The sequence below is a fragment of the Pseudomonas sp. B37(2017) genome (genome assembly GCF_002112885.1).
Taxonomy (GTDB): Bacteria; Pseudomonadota; Gammaproteobacteria; order Pseudomonadales; family Pseudomonadaceae; genus Aquipseudomonas; species Aquipseudomonas paraglycinae.
On sequence record NZ_NEIX01000002.1, the window covers coordinates 403,159 to 424,367 of the forward strand.

Genomic DNA, 21,209 nt, shown 5'->3' on the forward strand with positions numbered 1-21,209 from the left:
TTTTTTGTCACTCGGGTGATTCACCAGCGTTACGTAGCGTTAGTGGGCCTGCTGCATCGAACAGAGATTCCAAGTGCTTGATGGCGCTGGAGTTTCTGGATTTGCGCAACCTGCGAAACGAACTGTCGAGGTGCGAGCGTCGCCCCGACAACCCGCTTGAGCCATGGGCTGCTTCGCGAACCAGCGCCGACGGTGGTCGGCAGCGGAGGAATGCACATGGCAACGCTCATCGGGATCGTCACTAAAGTCATTGGTCAGGTTTTCGCTCAATCGGCAGACGGCAGTCGCCGCCCATTGGTCGAAGGCGATCGGCTGTTTGCAGGGGATCAATTGATCACCGGGGCGGAGGGGGCGGTTGCCGTCCATCTGCAAAATGGCCAGGAACTGACCCTCGGTCGGGACAGCAGCCTGACCATGACCGGCCAGTTGCTCGCCGATCAGGCCGCCCACGTCAATGCCCCGGAAGCGGTGACCCCGAGCGAGTCGCAACTGACCGACGTCGAACAGATCCAGAAAGCCATTGCCGCCGGCGATGACCCGACCAAAACCGCCGAAGCGACAGCGGCCGGCCCCGGAGCAACCGGTGGCGCGCCAGGTGGCCTGGGCGGCGGCCACAGTTTTGTGTTGCTGACCGAAGTGGCGGGCCGGGTCGATCCGGTCATCGGTTTCCCGACAGCCGGTTTCAACGGCATCCCCGAGTTTCCCGAAGAACGGCATAACGCTGTAATCGACAACGGTGACGGCCAGGCCGCCCCGATTGTTCCGCCACCACCACCGGTCAATAACCCGGTGACCCTCGGCGGCCTGTCCGTACCTGGCGGCGAACTGACCCTCAACGAAGCCAATCTGCCCGACGGTTCCGCCGCCAACCCTGGCGCGCTGACCCAGACCGGCAGCTTCACGGTGTCGGCGCCGGACGGCCTGAGCAGCCTGAGCATCGGCGGCATTAACGTGATTGTCGGCGGCGTGCCGATCGGTTTCCCGCAATCGATCACCACGCAACTGGGCAACACCCTGACCATCACTGGCTATAACCCGGCCACCGGCACGGTCAGCTACAGCTACACCCTCAACGGCAACGAAACCCACGCGGCGGGCGACGGTGCCAATAACCTCAGCGAACAATTCACCGTGATCGCCGGCGACAGCAATGGCGACACCGCCACCGGCACGCTGGACGTCAACATCACCGACGACGTGCCCAAGGCTGTCGATGACACCAATCCGAACACCGCCTCGGAAACCCTGCTGACCCTGACCGGCAACGTGCTGCCGAACGACACCCAGGGCGCCGACCGGATCCCCGTCGGCCCCAACAGTGGCCCGGTGGTCGGCGGCACCTTCACCGGCACTTACGGCACCCTGGTGCTGAATGCCAACGGCACTTACACCTACACCCTGAACACCAGCGATGCCGACTTCAAAGCCTTGCACGGTGGTGGCAGCGGCACCGAGACCTTCACCTACACCCTGCGCGATGCCGACGGCGACACCAGCACCGCGAACCTCGTTTTGCAGATCCACAACAACGACGACCCGGTGGTCATCAACGGGTTGAACGTCGAGGGCGGTGAACTCACCGTCTACGAGAAAAACCTCGGCGACGGCAGCGCCCCGGATTCGGGAGCCCTGACCCAAAGCGGCACCTTCACCATCACCGCGCTGGACGGCGTCACCACGCTGACCATCGGCGGCATCGCCGTGGTCACCAATGGCGTAGCCGCAGGCTTCCCGCAATCGGTGACCACGCCACTGGGCAGCACGCTGACCATCACTGGTTTCAACGCTGCAACCGGCGTCGTCAGCTACAGCTACACCCTGGTCGACAACGAAGCGCATTCAACCGCCAACGGCGCCAACGTGCTCAACGAGCAGTTCGCCGTCACCGTGGTCGATGACAACGGCACCACCGCCAATGCCACCCTGGATGTGAACATCGTCGACGACCTGCCAAAAGGCGTGGACGACAGCAACGCCGGCACCGCTTCGGAAACCAACCTCACATTGAGCGGCAACGTCCTGACCAACGACGTGCAAGGCGCCGACCGCGTACCTGTCGGCGAAAACGCTGGCCCGATCACCGCCGGCACTTTCACCGGGACTTACGGGACATTGGTGCTGAACGCCAACGGCACATACACCTACACCCTCAACACCAACGATGCGGACTTCAAAAACCTGCACGGCGGCGGCAACGGCACTGAAACTTTCACCTACACCATCACTGATGCCGACGGCGATACCAGCACCGCGAACCTCGTCCTGCAGATCCACAACAACGACGACCCGGTGATCATCAACGGCCTCGACGTGAATGGCGGCGAACTCACCGTCTACGAAAAAAACCTCGGCGACGGCAGCAGCCCTGACGCTCCAGCGCTGACCCAAAGCGGCACCTTCACCATCACAGCTCTCGATGGTGTCACCACCCTGACCATCGGCGGCATTGCCGTGGTCACCAATGGTGTTGCCGCAGGCTTCCCGCAATCCACCGTCACACCACTGGGCAGCACGCTGACGATTACCGGCTTCAACGCGGCGACCGGCGTCGTCAGCTACAGCTACACCCTGGTCGACAACGAAGCCCATCCAACCGCCAACGGCGCCAACGTGCTGAATGAGCAGTTCGCCGTAACCGTGGTCGACGACAACGGCACCACCGCCAACGCGACGCTGGACGTGAACATCGTCGACGACCTGCCAAAAGGCGTGGACGACAGCAACGCCGGCACCGCTTCGGAAACCAACCTCACATTGAGCGGCAACGTCCTGACCAACGACGTGCAAGGCGCCGACCGCGTACCTGTCGGCGAAAACGCTGGCCCGATCACCGCCGGCACTTTCACCGGGACTTACGGGACATTGGTGCTGAACGCCAACGGCACTTACACCTACACCCTCAACACCAGCGACGCCGATTTCAAAGCGCTGCACGGCGGCGGCAACGGCACTGAAACCTTCACCTACACCATCACCGATGCCGACGGCGACACCAGTACCGCGAACCTCGTGCTGCAGATCCACAACAACGACGATCCGGTGATCATCAATGGCCTCGACGTGAACGGCGGCGAGCTCACCGTTTACGAAAAAAACCTCGGTGACGGCAGCAGCCCCGATGCCCCAGCGCTGACCCAAAGCGGCACCTTCACCATCACTGCACTCGACGGTGTCACCACCCTGACCATCGGCGGCATCGCTGTAGTCACCAATGGCGTGGCAGCAGGCTTCCCGCAATCCACCGTCACTCCGTTGGGCAGCACGCTGACCATCACCGGTTTCAATGCCGCCACCGGCGTCGTCAGCTACAGCTACACCCTGGTCGACAACGAAGCTCACCCGACTGCCAACGGTGCCAACGTACTGAACGAGCAATTCGCCGTGACCGTGGTCGATGACAACGGCACCACCGCCAATGCCACGCTGGACGTGAACATCGTCGACGACCTGCCAAAAGGCGTGGACGACAGCAACGCCGGTACTGCTTCGGAAACCAATCTCACACTGAGCGGCAACGTCCTGACCAACGACGTGCAAGGCGCCGACCGCGTACCGACCGGCCCGAATGCTGGCCCGATCACGGCGGGCACTTTCACCGGGACTTACGGGACTCTGGTGCTGAACGCCAACGGCACTTACACCTACACCCTCAACACCAACGATGCGGACTTCAAAAACCTGCACGGCGGCGGCAACGGCACTGAAACTTTCACCTACACCATCACTGATGCCGACGGCGATACCAGCACCGCCAACCTCGTGCTGAACATCCACAACAACGACGACCAGGTGTACCTCAACGGCCTCGACGTCAACGGTGGCGAACTCACCGTCTACGAGAAAAACCTCAGCGACGGCACCAGTCCCAACACCCCGGCACTGACCCAGAGCGGCACCTTCACCGTCACCGCGCTCGACGGTCTGCAAACCCTGACCGTGGGTGGCATCGCCGTGATCACCAACGGCGTCGCGGCCGGCTTCCCGCAATCGGCGGTCACGCCGCTGGGCAGTACGCTGACCATCACCGGATACGACCCGGCCACCGGCGTTGTCAGCTACAGCTACACCCTGGTGGATAACGAAACCCATCCGACTGCCAACGGCGCCAACAGCATCACCGAGAACTTCAACGTGGTGGCGACCGATACCGATGGCAGTACCGCCACCGGGCAGATCAACGTCAACATCATCGACGACCTGCCGACCGCCAAACCCGACGCGACGTCGGTGCAGGAGGGCGGCACCGTCAGTGGCAACGTGCTGGACAACGACATCGGCGGCGCCGACGGCCCGGCTGCCAGTGGCGCGGTAGTGGGCGTGCGCGCCGGTTCCGACACCTCGACCTCGGCCATCGGCGGCCTCAACAGCAACATCAACGGCACCTACGGCTACCTGACCCTCGACGCCAACGGCAACGCGGTCTATCACAGCAACCCGAATGCCGTGAGCGGCCCGGGTGCGGTGGACGTGTTCGTGTACACCGTGCGCGATTCCGACGGCGATGAAAGCACCACCACCATCACCATCGACGTCTACAACAGCAAACTGTGCGCGGTCAGCGATACCGACGTCACCGTGTACGAAAAAGCCCTCGACCTGACCAAGGACGGGCAAGATCTGGCCGCCGGCACGGTCACCGGCAGCGATCCGACCAGCACCGGGGAAACCGCGTCCGGCACGCTGGTCGGCTCGGTCACCGGCGCGGTCGGTGCGATCAGCTATGCGCTGGTCGGCAGCGCCACTGGCAACTACGGGCAAATCGTGCTGAACGCCAACGGCACGTACACCTACACCCTGACCTCACCGGCCAGCACCACCCCGCACGCCGATGACGGCGCCAACACCCTGACCGAAACCTTCACCTACCAGGCCACCGATTCGCTGGGCAACGTCGTTACCAGCACCATCGTGGTCAACATCGTCGATGACGTGCCGAAGGCGATCAACGACAGCAACGCCAGCACCGCATCGGAAACCCAGTTGATCCTCAACGGCAACGTGCTGACCAACGACGTGCAAGGCGCCGACGTGGTGGCGACCGGCCCGAATGCCGGCCCGATCACCCCCGGCACCTTCACCGGCACTTACGGCACCCTGGTGCTGAACGCCAACGGCACGTACACCTATACGCTGAACACCAACGATGCAGACTTCAAGAATCTGCACGGCGGTGGCAATGGCACCGAGACCTTCACCTACACCCTGACCGATGCCGACGGCGACACCAGCACCGCCAACCTGGTGCTGAACATCCACAACAACGACGATCCGGTGGTCCTCAACGGCCTCGACGTGAATGGCGGCGAACTCACCGTCTACGAGAAAAACCTCAGCGACGGCACCAGCCCCAACATCCCGGCGCTGACCCAGAGCGGCACCTTCACCGTCACCGCGCTCGACGGTCTGCAAACCCTGACCGTGGGCGGCATCGCCGTGATGACCAACGGCGTGGCCGCCGGCTTCCCGCAATCGACCGTCACCCCGCTGGGCAGCACGCTGACCATCACCGGTTACAACCCGACCACCGGCGTGGTGAGTTACAGCTACACCCTGGTCGATAACGAAACCCACCCGAACGCCAACGGTGCCAACAGCATCACCGAGAACTTCAACGTGGTGGCGACGGACACCGATGGCAGCACGGCGACCGGGCAGATCAACGTCAACATCATCGACGACCTGCCGACTGCCAAGGCCGACACCGGCTCGGTGGCGGAGGGTGGCACGGTCAACATCAGCGTGCTGGGCAATGACATCAGCGGCGCGGATGGCGCGGCGGTCGTGGTCGGCGTGCGCGCCGGCGGCAATACCGCGACTTCGGCCATCGGCGGCCTCAACAGCAACATCAACGGCAACTACGGTTACCTGACCCTCGATGCGGCCGGCAACGCGGTCTATCACAGCAACCCGAACTCGGTGAGCCCGCCGGGCGCCACCGACACCTTCACCTACACCATCCGTGACAGTGACGGCGACGAAAGCACCACCACCATCACCGTCAACGTCGCCGACAGCAAACTCGTGGCCTCGACCGATCAGGACGTCACCGTCTACGAGAAAGCCCTCGACCTGACCAAGGATGGGCAAGATCTGGCCCCCGGCACGGTCACCGGAAGCGACCCGGGCAACACCGGCGAAACCGCGAGCGGCACGCTGGTCGGTTCGGTCAGCGGCGGCAGCGGGGCGATCACCTACACCCTGGTCGGCAGCGCCACCGGGACTTACGGGCAGATCCAGCTCAACGCCGACGGCACCTACACCTACACCCTGACCTCGGCGCCGAAAACCACGCCGAACGCCAACGACGGGCCGAACACCCTGAGCGAAAGCTTCACCTACAAAGCCACCGATGCGCTGGGCAACAGCACCACCAGCACCATCGTGGTCAACATCGTCGACGACGTGCCAAAAGCGGTGGCGTCGGATCGTTCGGTGGCGGCGGTGGAGATCGACTCCAACATCCTCATCGTCCTCGACATCTCCGGCAGCATGGCCGACGCCTCCGGCGTACCGGGCCTGTCGCGGCTGGAGCTGGCCAAGCAGGCGATCAGCGCCTTGCTCGACAAGTACGACGATCTGGGTGATGTGAAAGTGCAGCTCGTCACCTTCAGCAGCAACGCCACCGACCGCACTTCGGTGTGGGTCGATGTCGCCACGGCCAAGACGATACTGGCCGGCCTCAGCGCGGGCGGCGGCACCAACTACGATGCGGCCGTGGCGACCATGTACAACGCGTTCAACACCTCGGGCAAACTCACCGGGGCGCAGAACGTCGGCTACTTCTTCTCCGACGGCAAACCCAACGAGGGTGACATCGGCACCGCCGACGAAGCGACGCTCAAGGCGTTCCTCGATGCCAACAACATCAAGAACTACGCGATCGGCCTGGGCAGCGGCGTGAGCAACGCCAACCTCGATCCGCTGGCGTACGACGGCATCACGCACACCAACACCAACGCGGTGGTGGTCACCGACCTCAACCAGCTCAACTCGGTGTTGTCCGGCACTGTGCAGGGCGCGCCGGTTACCGGTTCGCTGCTGGGCGAGGGCGGCACGTTCGGCGCCGATGGCGGCTTCATCAAATCCATCGTAGTCGACGGCACCACCTACACCTATGACCCGAAAGCCAACGGCGGTCAGGGCTCACTGGTCGCCAGCGGCGGCGCCAACCACGGCACGTTCAACACGGTGAACAACACCCTGAGCATCGCCACCAACAACAGCGGCACCCTGGTGGTCAACCTCGACACCGGTGACTACAGCTACACCTCGCAGAAAACCACCGCCGTGGTGATCACCGAGAACATCGGCTTCACCCTCAGCGACAACGACGGCGACCTCGCCAGCTCGACGCTGACCGTGAAAGTGATCCCCAACGCGCCTCCGGTGGCGGTGGATGACCACATCATCACCAACGTGCTGTCGGGCAACATCGTGGTGCCGGGTGAGCTGTTGCTGGCCAACGACACCGACCCGAACGGCGATACGCTTAACGCCACGCCAACCTCGTTCAACACCGGCTGGATCTCCAGGTCGGCGGACTTCACCGGCACCGGCGCGATCAGCTTCACTGGCACCAACGCCAACACCGCCGCCAACCAGAACCTGGCCAACGTGCGTAATTCGTTCAGCGCCAACGCCGCGACCATGACCGCCGTGCTGGTGGTCAGCGGCTACCTCGGCGCGGTGACCAACACCAACGCCAACGATGAAGACCGCATCACCGTCAACCTGCGCCAAGGCGAAACCCTCAACCTGGACCACAACCTGGCGGCCGGTCATATCACCATGGAGTACTCGATCAACGGTGGCGCCTACATCGCACTCGCCGACGGCCAGACCCTGACCGCGACGTCCGACGGCGTCTACCAGATCCACATCACCAACATCACCAACACCACGGGCAGCAACGCCAACGCGGCGGAGAACTACCAGCTGACCATGACCCTCAACTACGCCGGGGCCCACGACATCACCCCGGACTACCACGGCACCTACACCGCCAACGACAACCACGGCGGCAGCGACACGGCGAACGTGACCATCAGCTATCAGGACGGCCACACCCTCGCTGGCACCTCGGGCGATGACGTACTGGTGGCCGGCACCGGCGACAACATCATCAACGCCGGCGACGGCAACGACGTGCTCACCGCAGGCTCCGGCAACAACGAACTGCACGGCGGCGCCGGCAACGACTTGCTCTACAGCGGCCCGGGCAACGACCTGCTCGACGGTGGCACTGGCATCGACACCGCGAGCTACGCCCACGCGACCGCCGGGGTGACGGTCAACCTCGGCCTGCTCGGTGCGCAAAACACCATTGGCGCCGGCACCGATACCCTGACCGGCATCGAAAACCTCGTCGGTTCGAACTTCAACGACACCCTCACCGGCGACAACAATAACAACGTGATCAACGGCGGCCTGGGCAACGACATCCTCAACGGCGGCGGGGGCGATGACCTGCTGATCGGCGGGATGGGCAACAACACCCTGACCGGCGGGCCGGGTGCAGACACCTTCCAGTGGCTCAAGGGCAACAGCGGTCATGACCTCGTCACCGACTTCACCCCCGGCACCGACAAGCTCGACCTGTCGCAACTGCTGCAAGGTGAAAACGGCACCTCGGCGTCACTGGATGACTACCTGCACTTCACCGTCACCGGCAGCGGCGCCTCGGTCATGACCAGCATCGACGTCAGCGCCATGGCCGGCGCCACGCCGAACCAGACCATCGACCTGGCCGGCGTCAACCTGGCCAGCCACTACGGTGTAACACCGGGGGCGGGTGGGTTGATTGCCAGCGGGCATGACACGGCGACCATCATCAACGGCATGCTCAATGATCATTCGTTGAAGGTGGATACGGTCTGATCTGAACGCTGAAACGACAAAACCCGCCGCCCCGATCAAACGGGACGGCGGGTTTTGTTTTTGCGCGTCGATCGCCCCCACCTCGAAACACTTGATCGTTCCCACGCTCCGCGTGGGAATGCCTCAATGGACGCTCTGCGTCCGCTCTTTGGGACGCGGAGCGTCCCGGGCTGCATTCCCACGCAGAGCGTGGGAACGATCAGGCGGCGGGTTTTTCTTTGCTCAGGCTACAGCGGGCGCCTCAGCCTTCACTTCCAGATTATCCAGCACCCGATTCACCGCCAGCTCCCCCAACATGATCAGTTGCGCAATCCCCAACAACACATGCCGGTGCGAGCCATCTACCAGCCCGGCGAAGTCATTGGCCATGGTCTTGGCCGAGGTCAGGGTTTCGCAGGCGTCGGCCAGCAGCTCTTCGCTGTCGATGCCGGGAGCGATGAGGTAGCGGGTGTTGGGTTTGAGCAGCGGTTTTCGGGGGAGGAGGGGATTGAGGTAATGGTCGAGCGCACGCTCGGCGGCTTCGTGGAATTTCTTTGAATCGAGGGTTTCGTAGGGCGAGGTCGAATCGGCTTCCGGCGGGTTTGGCGTGGGTTTGATCATGGGTAAAGTCTCTAGAGTAGTGGAGGCGCCACACTTCGCTGCTAAACAAAAGAGGTGACGGCCGTACGCGGGTTAGCAGACCAGGACTCTAGAACCCGGCGCACCGAAGTGCCCCACGCAAAGCCGTCATAACGTGAACGGACAGGCGTGAGCCTGATCACGAACGAACGGCATTGTGCGTCTAGAGTAGATCCGGGCTGCTAAACCCGATCGCTGTTTTTCAGCGACCGCCAAACAATAGAACCCGCCCCCAAGGCGCACAAGCCGGCGGATTCTGGCGGATGCGTAGGCAAAGGCGCAAGGTTGCGTGGCTTTGCGGACATAACTTTCAACACTCTTCAACAAGGATTTCCCGGGCACTTAAAAGACAAAACCCGCGCCCCCGGTTATACGGGAGCGCGGGTTTCTGTTCTGCTGGTTAGTGCGGCACCTTGCACCAAGCCTGATAGGGAAAATATTCCACCCGGGTGCAGAGGATGCCGTTAGCACGGTGAACATAGGTTTGCGCATGACCCGCGGGGCACCCTGCACTTTCGCACATCCAGTACACATACGCTGACGTGAGTGGCCAGTTAGTGGTGGGACCATATACGGTCGTCATTCCCGCCCATGCGGAATTAATCGGACTACCGCCTATGGAATACATCCAGTTCATGGCACCAGCGTGGTTTGTGCCCCCGCTTATCACCAGTCTGTACTTGTTGATCGAGTCCACATAGATCGAAAAGGCGGAGAACCGGTCCTGAGCAGTGATCCACACAGCGCCGTTGCGATGTGCGGTCATCACCCCGGTGTTGTAATCAATAGAAATCACGGCGGGATTGTTGGAGATGAACGTGATCGGGCCGACACCACCCGAAGTCACAATCTGGAGCGTGTTTCCCGGCCATGTGGCAACCTGCTTCGCCCATCCGGTCTCGCATACAACGGTGTCCATAATCTTGCGTGTTGTATCGGTGTACAGCGGCTGACGACGGATCCAGCTCCGGGTCGGAGACGTCAGGCCCTGACCGTACACTGCCTTGGCGCTGACATTGTTATAGGCGTTGACGTTTCCTGCGTTGATGTTGGCGGAAGCGTTGCCGGCGGCGTCGGTCGTGACCGTTGTTTGCGGCGCGCCGTTCAGCGAGATGGTGATCTTTTCGAGCGCTGTGCCGTGGACGTGAACAGTGAGGGTGGCCGCAATGGTTTCGGAGTTCTGGGTCACCTCACGCCCCTGAGGGTCTCTTACATAGTTGATGGCCGGATGTTTCTCATCCGGCGTATCGACTACCTTGGAGTTTTCCGGAAATTTCAAGGCCGAGGCCTGGTCAGTAGTACCGTCTACGTTCACCCACAGAGCCATATACACCGTAGATAGATCTTTCAGCGTTTTAAGCCAAGGGATCGGCAGGTCTTCGTCCAGGCCTGATTCGTCTCCGGTCAGTTCACCCTTGAGAACGTCGAAAACCGTTTCTTTTCCGCTTTTGTCCGTACCTCGCAGCTGCAGATGCCGTGCTTGTCCCTTACGTTGACCGATCCAGGGATGTGCCACCAACCGGTTTGCCGGCGTAAGTTTTTGAGTGTCCACGACCCCCCCTTCCACTCCGCTGATCCTCACCAGCGGCAGCCGGGCGTCCTGCGGGGCGATAGGCATGATCTCAATGTCTACACCTTTCGATGAAGCGATCTTCTGGTTGTTGCGATTCAGAATCCAGCGAAACGGAACGGTCTGGCCGTTGAATGCAACCAGAAAGATATTGTCGAGAATCCAGTTGGCGCGGTTTTTCGAGTTCAGAACTGTCAGCGCGTACGGCATGGAACCAGTGGGTGCTTTCACGTGCACCAATCGTCCCCGGTCGCCTGCAATCTTCGCTGGATATTCGACCCGCATGGTTCGAGCGGCGCCCAGAGGGTCAATCGGTGCGGGAGTGCCCACCAGCATCGGCGGATCAAGCACGATGGCTTTTTCGTCACCGATCTTCAATTGCAACGGTTCGGACACGACCCTTGTTCTGTTCGGATTGATGATCACGCATTGCACCACCAGCGATGAGCTGGGGTACTTGCCGATATATTCCGCGAGTATTTCGAAGACGATGATCGACGTCTCGTCGGTGACGACTTGTTGGAAGATGAACAGTACCGGAATCCCGGCATCGTCGACTGCCTGCCAGAGCACCTGAACCAGCGCTCCCGGCTTCAGGGGCCAATATTTGGCGATCTGCACCCTGCACTTGAGGGTATCTACGGGTACGGTGTCGTTATTTTCCAGTGGCGTGACAGTGGGCAGACCCAACTTGAAGAGTCCACCGGCAATAGTGATATCGGTTGGCTTTGAATCCTGGGTCTTGCCGGCTCGGGTCAGCGTGTAGGTCGCGCGGCAACTGCCTCTGATGAGGTTTTGCACACGGAAGTTTTCGAAATCTTGCCTCAGCGAGCGAGTGGCGGCCGACACCGGTATCGAGTAGCTATGGCTGACGGGGTCACCGCCTTCGGTGAAGCCTTCAAGTAGAAGCACCACCACATCACCAATCGCGAAAACCCCGGTGATCAATATCCACAGGGGGCCGCCCGCGAGCCAATCGTGGCGAACCACGTTGTCGATATCGGCCTGCTCGAAAATGGCGGCAACCAGCAACACGATGCCGGGCTTGAATACAATCTCCAGTGCATCCGACCAGCCACTGGAGTTCTCCACCACATCGAAGACCCCCCAGCGCACGATAATTATGGTGGTGGGCTTGAGGGTGGCGAGCATTTCCGGGGTCAGTTCGAACACGACATCGCCCAGTGCGGTGACTTCTTGTTCGAGGAGCAGCGAACCGAAAGCAAGCACTACGGTGTCGCCTATTTGCTGATTGAAGTACGCCAGTACGGTCACAAACATCCCGTCGTTGATTACGGTCTGATCGATGATCGTTTCCGAGGCGACAGGCAATTTCAGGCCCTGATTGAATGGCTTGCCGCCATCCGTGTCAGGCTCGGCCGGAGCCGGATATATGTAAGACAGCGGGGCATGTGGCGAGTCCTCCGTAGAGTTGTCGCTGATACGGCGAACTTCGACCCACATATCCTTCGTTTCCGCTAGCAGGGGAGCAAAAATGCTTTCCATGTCAGCGGCGGGGATATGACAGGGGATGTTTTTTGCGTCCCCGTTGCTTTCGAAATGTGCTTCGGTAATCGGAAATTCCACTACCGGCTTGTTTTTCGTTGCGAGGTAGACTTTGATCCAGTCGCCGACAGCCATGTACTGATAGGCGAGGATGTAGATTAGCAAGCCGTCGCGGTCGCTGTGCACCATGTTGATGTTGACGCCCAGGACGCCTTTCGGCAGGAGTTTGTATCCGACCGGATAGGGCGCAAAGACGGCGAGTGTACCGATGCCGCTGCGGTCGGGTGGAAAAACAACGGTCGTGTTGGGCGTGGAACCGGACGCTGTAAGAGGACTGTTCATGTACGCGCACCTTCGCAAGGGGTGCCCGAATGTCTGAATGCCGGCACCGTTGACGAAGGATTAGAGCGCTGACGCTTCGGCCTGCCTACTGTCAGATCTGACAGGGGGACGAGGGTTTTCGACGAGCGGTCACCGGGCGGAGCGGCTCAGGACTTACGCAACGTCTTCTGCCGCAAGATATAAACCGTCACCAACACCGCACTCGTCAGCATGAACCCCCGCGCCCACACCAGCGGCACCAGGTAGCACGAGAACAGGATGCTCGCCCACATCAGCCCGATCGCGTAGACCTTGCCCTTGAGCGGAATGCCGTTGCCGTCGAGGTAGTCGCGGATCCATGGCCCGAGCCGTGGGTGCTCGACCAGCCATTGATAGAAACGCGGAGAGCTGCGGGCAAAGCACGCGGCTGCCAGCAGAAGGAAGGGGGTGGTGGGGAGAACAGGCAGGAATATCCCGATCACCCCCAATGCCACGCTCAGCCAGCCGATGGCCAGCAGGATGTAGCGCAACATCAGGGGGCGGTTGCCTATGGGGTTGTCCATAGGCCGGATCTTAGTGGTGACGTGGCTTGAGGATCGCCGGTTTTTCGTCGGGCGCTTGGCACAGCAGGTACAGCGCGGTCAGGGCTTCCGGGATCTGCACGATCATGTCGTCCATCAGGTTGGCGTCCCTGGCGATGTCTTCGAACTCAGGCTGTTCGTCGAACAGGCCCGAACCGACCATGATCGGCAGGAGCATCTCGCTGACTTCTTCTTCGGCGGTTTCGAACCAGGCCGCTTCGCGCAGGAACACGCCTTCCATGAAGCCGATGCACCAGCCGCGCAGTTCGGAATCGTCCGGGTCGTCGCCCAGGTCCAGTTCGCATGGCAGCTCGAATTCTTCATCGGAGGCCAGTTGGCGGGCGATGTGGGCCTTGAGGCCGATCAGCGTGGCTTCGATCTCTTCACGCTGGGCTTCGCTGCTGTAATGCGGCTCTTCGGCGAACAGGGCGTCGATCCACTCACGATCCGGCACCACGTCGGCGCAGATCGACAGCGCAGTCAGGTAGCCGTGAGCGGCCACGTAGTCCAGCGCCTCTTCATGCAGCTCGTCGGCGTCGAGGAAGACTTGCAGGCGGGTTAGTTGCTCGGCGAAGGACATTAAAGGGCTACCTTGGGGGAATAAACAATGCGGGAATTCTAGGCCTTCTTGAGCCCTCAAGCCAGCCGCACGGCAGATTTGCCCGCACAAGCTTCTTATCGGCGGTGCCCTTTGCCGGGGAGGGCTCGGGTATACTGCCGCGCTTTGCGATCCCTGCCGGTGTCGCGGCTGATTGTGTAGGGCGCGATGCAATGCGCGCTTACGTTTTGTTTAAAGCAGCCTCGGCTGTCTTGAACCAGCCTGTGCAGGGATGTTTCGGTGGATTTTTGGAGTTTTTATGCTCGAACAGGCTCAACGCGTCCTCAAGGACATCTTCGGCTACGACAGTTTCCGTGGCCGTCAGGGTGCAATCATTGAGCGCGTAGCCAGTGGCGGTGATGCCCTTGTCCTGATGCCGACCGGCGGCGGCAAGTCCCTGTGCTTCCAGGTGCCGGCGCTGTTGCGCGACGGCCTGGCGGTGGTGGTGTCGCCGCTGATCGCTTTGATGGACGATCAGGTCGCCACCCTCGAAGAGCTGGGCGTGGCTGCCGCCGCGTTGAACTCCACCCTGAGCGCCGAACAACAGCGCGACCTCGCCAACCGGATCAAGCGCGGCGAAGTGAAGATGCTGTATCTGGCGCCGGAGCGTCTGGTGCAGCCGCGCATGCTGTCGTTCCTGCAAGGCTTGAACATCGCGCTGTTCGCCATCGATGAAGCGCACTGCGTGTCGCAATGGGGCCATGACTTCCGCCCGGAATACCTGCAACTGGGGCAGTTGGCGGAAATGTTCCCCGACGTGCCGCGCATCGCCTTGACCGCCACCGCGGACAAACGTACCCGCGAAGAAATCGTCACCCGCCTGCACCTGCAGAACGCCGAGCGTTTCCTGTCGAGCTTCGACCGGCCGAACATCTTCTACCGCATCGTGCCCAAGGAGCAGCCGCGCAAGCAGTTGCTGGCGTTCCTGGCCGAGCGGCGCGGCGACGCCGGCATCGTCTACTGCCTGTCGCGCAAGAAGGTGGAGGAGGTGGCCGCGTTTCTCACCGAGCAGGGCTTCCCGGCGCTGCCGTACCACGCCGGTCTGCCCAACGATCTGCGCGCCTATCACCAGAAGCGCTTCCTCAACGAGGAAGGCCTGATCATGGTCGCCACCGTGGCGTTCGGCATGGGCATCGACAAACCCAACGTGCGCTTCGTCGCTCACCTCGACCTGCCGAAATCCCTTGAGGCGTATTACCAGGAAACCGGACGTGGCGGCCGTGACGGTCTGCCGGCGGACGCGTGGATGGCCTACGGTCTGCAAGACGTGGTGATGCTCAAGCAGATGCTGCAGAACTCCGAAGGCGACGAGCGCCACAAGCGTCTGGAGCAGCACAAGCTCGACGCCATGCTCTCGCTCTGCGAAGAAACCCGCTGCCGCCGTCAGGCGCTGCTGGCGTATTTCGACGAGGACATGCCGGAGCCATGCGGCCACTGCGACAACTGCACCGACGGCGTGCAGACCTGGGACGCCACCGAGCCTGCGCGTCAGGCGCTGTCGGCGATCTATCGCACCGGCCAGCGTTATGGCGTCGGCCATCTGGTAGACGTGCTGCTGGGCAAGGACAACGAAAAGGTCCGCAGCTTCGGCCATCAGCACCTGTCGGTGTACGGCGTCGGCAAGGCGTTGAGCGAGAGCGAATGGCGCTCGCTGTTCCGTCAGCTGGTTGCCCGCGGTCTGGCCGATGTCGATCACGAAGGTTATGGCGGGCTGCGCCTGAGCGACACCTGCCGGCCGCTGCTCAAGGGGGAAGTGAGCCTGGAGCTGCGCCGCGACCTCAAGCCGCAAGTCAGCGCCAAGAGCGGCAGCAAGAGCCCGGCCAGCCAACTCGTGCGCGGCGAAGAGCGCGAACAGTGGGAAGCGTTGCGTGCCCTGCGGCGCAAACTGGCGGAAGAACATGGCGTGCCGCCGTATGTCATCTTCCCCGACTCGACCCTGCTGGAAATGCTCCGCAGCCAGCCGACCTCGCTGGCGGATATGGCCCGGGTCAGCGGCGTCGGCGCGCGCAAGCTGGAGCGTTACGGCGAGGCCTTCCTCGAAGTGCTCGGCGGCGAGGCCGAGGCGCCGAAAGTGGTGGCCGACGTGCGCCACGAACTGATCACCCTGGCCCGCGCCGGCATGACGCCGTTGCAGATCTCCGGTCAGTTGCAGTGCTCGGAAAAGAACGTCTACACCATGCTCGCCGAAGCCATCGGCAAGCAGCAGCTGTCGCTCGAGCAAGCGCTGGATTTGCCGGAAGACCTGATGGGGGAAATCCAGGACGCGTTCCTCGACGGCGAAGGCGAGTTGCCGTCGGTCGCCGAAGTGGCCGAGCTGTTTGCCGGTCGCGTACCGGAGGGCGTGCTTTACTGCGTGCGGGCTGCGCTGCAATCCGAGTTTGAAATGTAAGAGGGCGTTTGTGCCAACCGTTATACGGTTGTAACGATTCAGTACAGGACGCCTCTTGCCTATAGCCAAATGTCATGCTTAGCTGACTAATAATTAGTTTTTCTCTATTTGTTCAGTCTAATCATGAGTGTTTTATGCCGTTAACCGATCAACACCGTTTTGGCATGCAATTGGCCCAGATGTCGCGTGGCTGGCGTGCCGAACTGGATCGCCGGCTGGCCGGTCTGGGCTTGTCCCAGGCACGCTGGCTGGTGCTGCTGCATCTGGCGCGCTTCGAAGAGGCGCCGACCCAGCGGGAGCTGGCGCAAAGCGTCGGCGTCGAAGGGCCGACCCTGGCCCGTCTGCTCGACAGCCTGGAAAGCCAGGGCCTGGTGCAACGCCAGTCCGTGATGGAAGACCGCCGGGCGAAAAAAATCGTGCTGTGCGCACCGGCCCTGCCGCTGATCGAACAGATCGAAACCATCGCCACGCAACTGCGCAAGGAATTGTTCGAAGGCGTCGACGAGGCGGATCTGAAGGTCTGCATGCGGGTTCACGGGCACATTCTGGCCAATCTGGAAAAGTCTTGAGGCACAACCGCGTGCCGTTTTTTTGAGAGATCGCGCTGGGCAGACTATAAGAACTACTGGGCAATATCGTGTTCGTACCGGATGTGCGAACGCATAGAAGTCGGTTTTGCTTATTTAAGGGATGCTCATGCTCGGAAGTCGGCACGTGGTACTGCGTTGCGCCAACTCGCTGTTGGTGGCCGGTGTTCTCACCTGGTCCACCGCGTCATTGGCGCTGGGGCTCGGTGACATCACCGTGCATTCAGCCCTCAATCAGCCGCTCAAGGCTGACATCGCTCTGGTGGATGTCGGGGGCGTCGGCGAAAGCGAACTGGCGGTTCGTCTGGCCTCGGCGGACGAGTTTGGCCGCGCCGGCATCGAGCGCGTGTTCTTTCTCAATGACCTCAAGTTCACCCCGATCCTGCGTGGCAATCGCAACATGATTCGGGTGACGTCCAGCAAACCGGTCAACGAACCCTTTCTGAATTTCCTGGTGCAGCTCGATCAGCCCAATGGCCACCTGCTGCGCGAATACACCGTGCTGATCGATCCGCCGGGTACTCCGGGGATTGTCCCGGCTACCGATGAGCCAACTGCGCGTGCGCAATCGTCGGAATTCCCGACCCCCGAGGCGCCGCCCGCAACCACGCCGGCCAAACCTGCTGCGCCTGTGCAACCACCGGCTCCGGTTGCCGACGCCCAGGCCGAGCAACTGGCGGCGAGCCTTGTGCAGAACCAGCAACTGCAAAAAACCATCGACGAATTGAACGTGAAGCTTCAGGCCCAGGAAGTGCTGATCGCTGACGGCAAGAAACAGCTCGGTGATTTGCAGGCCCGGCTGATTGAAGTGCAACAGGCGCCGCCGGCACCGGTAGCGCCCGTGGCACCTGCGCCTGCGCCGGTCATTGCCCCGGTCGAGTCTCAGGAGGATTCACTCAACTGGCCGCTGCTTGGCGGACTGCTGCTGGTACTGGGATTGCTGGTGGCGGGACTGTACGTACGCCGGCAACGCCAGCAGGCGCAAGGGTCTGAGTCGCCGACACCGTTCCTGCCGGTACGAAACGAACCCCTGGTCGACGACGCCGAACCGATGCAGCCAAGTGCCGTTCACAGTGCGGTCGAACATCGCGAGGAACACGCCAACGGCGATGTGCTGGAAGCGGTCGGCATTTATCTGGCCTACGGACGCTTGGGCGAGGCCGCCGGTTTGTTGCGTGATGCGTTGCAGCGGGAGCCGGAGCGCATCGACCTTGGCGTGCAGTTGCTTGAAGTGCTGGGGCGGCAGGGCGACACGCCGGCCTACGACGAGCAGGAAAGCCGTCTGCGCCAGCTCGGGGTCGAGGATCATCGCTTGCAGGAGATTCGCGCCCGATACCCGAAACTGGTCAGCGCGGCACCTCTGGTTGCGGCGGCCCCGGTGATTGCCGCGCTGCCGATCGAACCCACCACGCCTGTGGAACCGGTAGCCGAAGACAATTTCGAACTGAATCTGGATCAGCTCTCGATGGCCTCCAGTTGGGATCTTGAGGAAACTCGCCCGGCCACCACAGCACCTGAACAGCCGCCATCAACGCTGGGTTCCGATCTGCAGGTACTGCCACAGGATTTCGAATTGCCGGAAACCCTGGCCGACGATGCCGAAACCGCCGAGCTGGAATGGATCGTCGAACCGGAAACGCAGCCGCTGGACGAGGACTTCCTCAACGAGTTTGGCGATCCCGGCACGTCGCTCTCGCTCGAACCACTGGAGCTACAAGCCCCGGAACCCGAACCCTCGGACACCGCCAACGCCGGCAAACTCGAACAGGCCCAGACCTGCATCGACGACGGCGATATCGACAGCGCCATTGCCTTGCTCAACGAACTGCTCAAGGAAGCCGACGAACCTCTCAAGCAAACGGCGCGCACGCTATTGGCGGGGATTCGCTGACCGCTGTCAGAAGGTCTGGCCGAGGTTCAGGTACACCGCCTGTTCATCCGCATCGTTCAGGCCATAGCTGAAATTCAACGGCCCCAGCGGCGTATCGAAGCCGATGAACACGCTGGCCGCGTTGATGTAGCCGCTGTCGAACTCATTGTCGTTGTTCCAGGCCCGGCCGCGTTCCAGCGAGGCGCCGGCGTACAGCGGGAAGTCCAGCGGCAGGTAAGAGCGCGGCGTGAGGCGGCGGTAATACACCGCGCGCATCAGACTGACGTTCTGCCCAGAGATCGCGTCCTCGCGGAAACCGGACAATTGCCGGGCGCCGCCGAGCAGGAAACTGGAGGTCACCACATTGGCATCGTCCAGCGTGCGGCCGTAACGGCCACCCAGAATCAGCGTATCCGGGCCACTGCTCATGGCCTTGTCCAGTTTGAATTCCCACTGCCGGTAGCGCGTGTCGGAACCCAGGCTCGGCTCGAACTGCACCAGCGTCAGGCCAATGTCTTCGCCTTCGTGGGGGTAGTAGACGTTGTCCAGCGAGTCGAAGGAATACTTCAGCGCATAGAACCCTTCGTTGAAGTTTTCGCTCGGCAGATCCTGATCGCCGATCCGCACATCCGCCTTGCCCCAGGCTTCGCCGACGCCGAAACGGACTTCGCCGCTGTTGCCGATCTGCCGGCCAAAGTTGAGGCCGAAGCCATAGCGCTCGACGCGATACTGGGCGATCGGATCGTTGTCCAGAACCGAGTCGACGTTCTGTGCGGCAAACGACGCATAAGGTGCGACGAAGTAGCGAGAGCCCACGTCCAGCGGCTGATAGAACTCGCTGTACAACTCTTGTTTATCGCCGATCTGCGCCCGGGTCAGCCATTCCGCGCCGAGCCGGTTGATGCCGTTCATGCGGTAACTGGCGCCGAGGTTGAAGGCGCTGTCGCCGCGCATGTCGTCCGACAGGTTGAGGCCGACCCGTAGGTAATCCGTTCCGGTGCGTTTGCCGCGCGCGCTGATCACCAGCGTGTGATCCGCGCCTTTGTGCACCACGCGGTATTGCACCTGCTCGAAGTAATCGAGGCCGTACAGGGTGCCCATGTCGGTTTGCAGACGGCCCAGATCCAGCGGCTCGCCGATGTGCTGGCGGATGTAGTAGCGGATCACGTCATCGCCGACTTTCGAGTCGTTCTCGACCTTGATAGCGGTGATGATCGGCGTTCGCTGGCCCGGTGCGCGGGCGGCGTTGAGCTCGGCGTCCTGCGACTGCACGGGTTTGAGGCGCGCGAGGCGCACGTTCAGGGCCTGGGTCGCGCGGTAGCCGGCGTCGATCATCTCCTGGCCGCGACCGAAATCGGTGGCGCCGAAACTCGCCAGTGGCGGCTGGATCAGCACGTCATCGGGATGCAGGGTCGCCAGTTGTTCTTCGGAGTTGCGCCGGGTCATCAGGGTGATCGACTGGTTCAGCACATCGACCACGGTCACCAGTTGCTTGCGATTGCGCAGCGGGGTACCGATGTCGACCACGATGGCTACGTCGACACCCATTTCACGGGCCACATCGAGGGGAATGTTGTCGGTCATGCCGCCATCCACCAGCAATCGGCCGTCGAGTTCGACCGGGGCGAACACCGCCGGGATCGACATGCTGGCGCGGATCACCTGGGGCAGGTGGCCCTTGCGGAACACCACTTTTTCGCCGTTGGCAATGTCGGTGGTGACGGCGCGGAACGGGATCGGCAGCTTGTCGAAATCCCGGGTGTCGCTGGTATGGGCCAGCAGGCTTTCCAGCAGCAGCGCGAGGTTCTGGCCCTGAATCACGCCCAATGGCAGGCCGAGGCTGCCGTCATCGCGAAAGCTCAGCTTCTGTTTCACCAGAAAGTCGCGGTCGTCCTGCTTGCGCCGGAACGGTACGTCTTCACGGGGCGGGGCGTCGGACAGCGCCTGCTGCCAGTCGATGGTCAGGGCGAGCTTTTCCAGCTCGTCGATCTTGTAGCCCGAGGCGTACAGCCCGCCGACCACCGCGCCCATGCTGGTGCCGGCAATCGCATCGATCTTGATGCCTTGTTCTTCCAGGGCCTTGAGCACACCGATGTGCGCCAGGCCACGGGCCGCGCCGCCGGACAGCACCAGGCCGACTTTCGGGCGTGTTGCCTCACTGGCATGGACGCTGACACCAGCGAACAGGGGTAGGAAACCAAGCAACAGGCAGATCAGAAGACGACGCATCGTGAGTCTCGGGGCGAGCGATAAAGCCGGCTATTATAGCGGCGCCCTCTGGCTCAGGAGTTT

The 21,209-nt window shown here is 62.0% G+C and carries 9 protein-coding genes; 4 read left to right on the forward strand and 5 right to left on the reverse strand.

From position 1 onward, the window contains the following. Positions 1–216 precede the first annotated feature (216 nt). Positions 217–8,877 (forward strand): retention module-containing protein, encoded by an 8,661-nt coding sequence (locus tag CAF90_RS08470; RefSeq protein ID WP_085605684.1) that lies wholly within the window; start codon positions 217–219, stop codon positions 8,875–8,877. Positions 8,878–9,099: 222 nt separating this feature from the next. Here CAF90_RS08470 and CAF90_RS08475 read toward each other — a convergent pair whose 3' ends face one another. The 4 genes from CAF90_RS08475 to CAF90_RS08490 all read right to left on the reverse strand — a co-directional run bounded on the left by CAF90_RS08475 (position 9,100) and on the right by CAF90_RS08490 (position 14,053). Continuing rightward, positions 9,100–9,477: a DUF6124 family protein gene (locus CAF90_RS08475; protein ID WP_085605685.1), complete on the reverse strand. Its 378-nt coding sequence runs from the start codon at positions 9,475–9,477 to the stop codon at positions 9,100–9,102. Between the two features lie 418 nt (positions 9,478–9,895). Beyond that, the gene (locus CAF90_RS08480) at positions 9,896–12,913 is read right to left on the reverse strand and encodes a hypothetical protein (protein WP_085605687.1); all 3,018 of its coding nucleotides are present in this window, start codon (positions 12,911–12,913) and stop codon (positions 9,896–9,898) included. Positions 12,914–13,059: 146 nt separating this feature from the next. Continuing rightward, on the reverse strand, positions 13,060–13,455 hold the full coding sequence (locus CAF90_RS08485; RefSeq protein WP_064594260.1) for a YbaN family protein: 396 nt from the start codon (positions 13,453–13,455) through the stop codon (positions 13,060–13,062). Between the two features lie 10 nt (positions 13,456–13,465). Beyond that, entirely contained in the window at positions 13,466–14,053 is a 588-nt protein-coding gene (locus CAF90_RS08490) for a YecA family protein (RefSeq protein ID WP_085605689.1), read from the reverse strand. Between the two features lie 277 nt (positions 14,054–14,330). On the opposite strand from CAF90_RS08490, the gene recQ reads away from it, so the two are divergent. From recQ to CAF90_RS08505, 3 genes are all read left to right on the forward strand, one after another. Further along, positions 14,331–16,460, forward strand: a complete 2,130-nt coding sequence (gene recQ / locus CAF90_RS08495; RefSeq protein WP_085605691.1) for a DNA helicase RecQ — start codon at positions 14,331–14,333, stop codon at positions 16,458–16,460. A gap of 134 nt (positions 16,461–16,594) precedes the next feature. Beyond that, positions 16,595–17,029 (forward strand): MarR family transcriptional regulator, encoded by a 435-nt coding sequence (locus CAF90_RS08500; RefSeq protein WP_039765478.1) that lies wholly within the window; start codon positions 16,595–16,597, stop codon positions 17,027–17,029. A gap of 127 nt (positions 17,030–17,156) precedes the next feature. Then, positions 17,157–18,938 (forward strand): FimV/HubP family polar landmark protein, encoded by a 1,782-nt coding sequence (locus tag CAF90_RS08505; protein ID WP_085605693.1) that lies wholly within the window; start codon positions 17,157–17,159, stop codon positions 18,936–18,938. A 6-nt stretch (positions 18,939–18,944) separates the two neighbouring features. Here CAF90_RS08505 and CAF90_RS08510 read toward each other — a convergent pair whose 3' ends face one another. Next, positions 18,945–21,146, reverse strand: a complete 2,202-nt coding sequence (locus tag CAF90_RS08510) for a patatin-like phospholipase family protein (RefSeq protein WP_085605695.1) — start codon at positions 21,144–21,146, stop codon at positions 18,945–18,947. Between the last annotated feature and the right edge of the window lie 63 nt (positions 21,147–21,209).

Bases quoted from the DNA above. Each gene is read 5' to 3' on its own strand.
- CAF90_RS08470 (WP_085605684.1), top strand. From the start codon at position 217: ATGGCAACGCTCATCGGGATCGTCACTAAAGTCATTGGTCAGGTTTTC.
- CAF90_RS08475 (WP_085605685.1), bottom strand. From the start codon at position 9,477: ATGATCAAACCCACGCCAAACCCGCCGGAAGCCGATTCGACCTCGCCC.
- CAF90_RS08480 (WP_085605687.1), bottom strand. From the start codon at position 12,913: ATGAACAGTCCTCTTACAGCGTCCGGTTCCACGCCCAACACGACCGTT.
- CAF90_RS08485 (WP_064594260.1), bottom strand. From the start codon at position 13,455: ATGGACAACCCCATAGGCAACCGCCCCCTGATGTTGCGCTACATCCTG.
- CAF90_RS08490 (WP_085605689.1), bottom strand. From the start codon at position 14,053: ATGTCCTTCGCCGAGCAACTAACCCGCCTGCAAGTCTTCCTCGACGCC.
- recQ (WP_085605691.1), top strand. From the start codon at position 14,331: ATGCTCGAACAGGCTCAACGCGTCCTCAAGGACATCTTCGGCTACGAC.
- CAF90_RS08500 (WP_039765478.1), top strand. From the start codon at position 16,595: ATGCCGTTAACCGATCAACACCGTTTTGGCATGCAATTGGCCCAGATG.
- CAF90_RS08505 (WP_085605693.1), top strand. From the start codon at position 17,157: ATGCTCGGAAGTCGGCACGTGGTACTGCGTTGCGCCAACTCGCTGTTG.
- CAF90_RS08510 (WP_085605695.1), bottom strand. From the start codon at position 21,146: ATGCGTCGTCTTCTGATCTGCCTGTTGCTTGGTTTCCTACCCCTGTTC.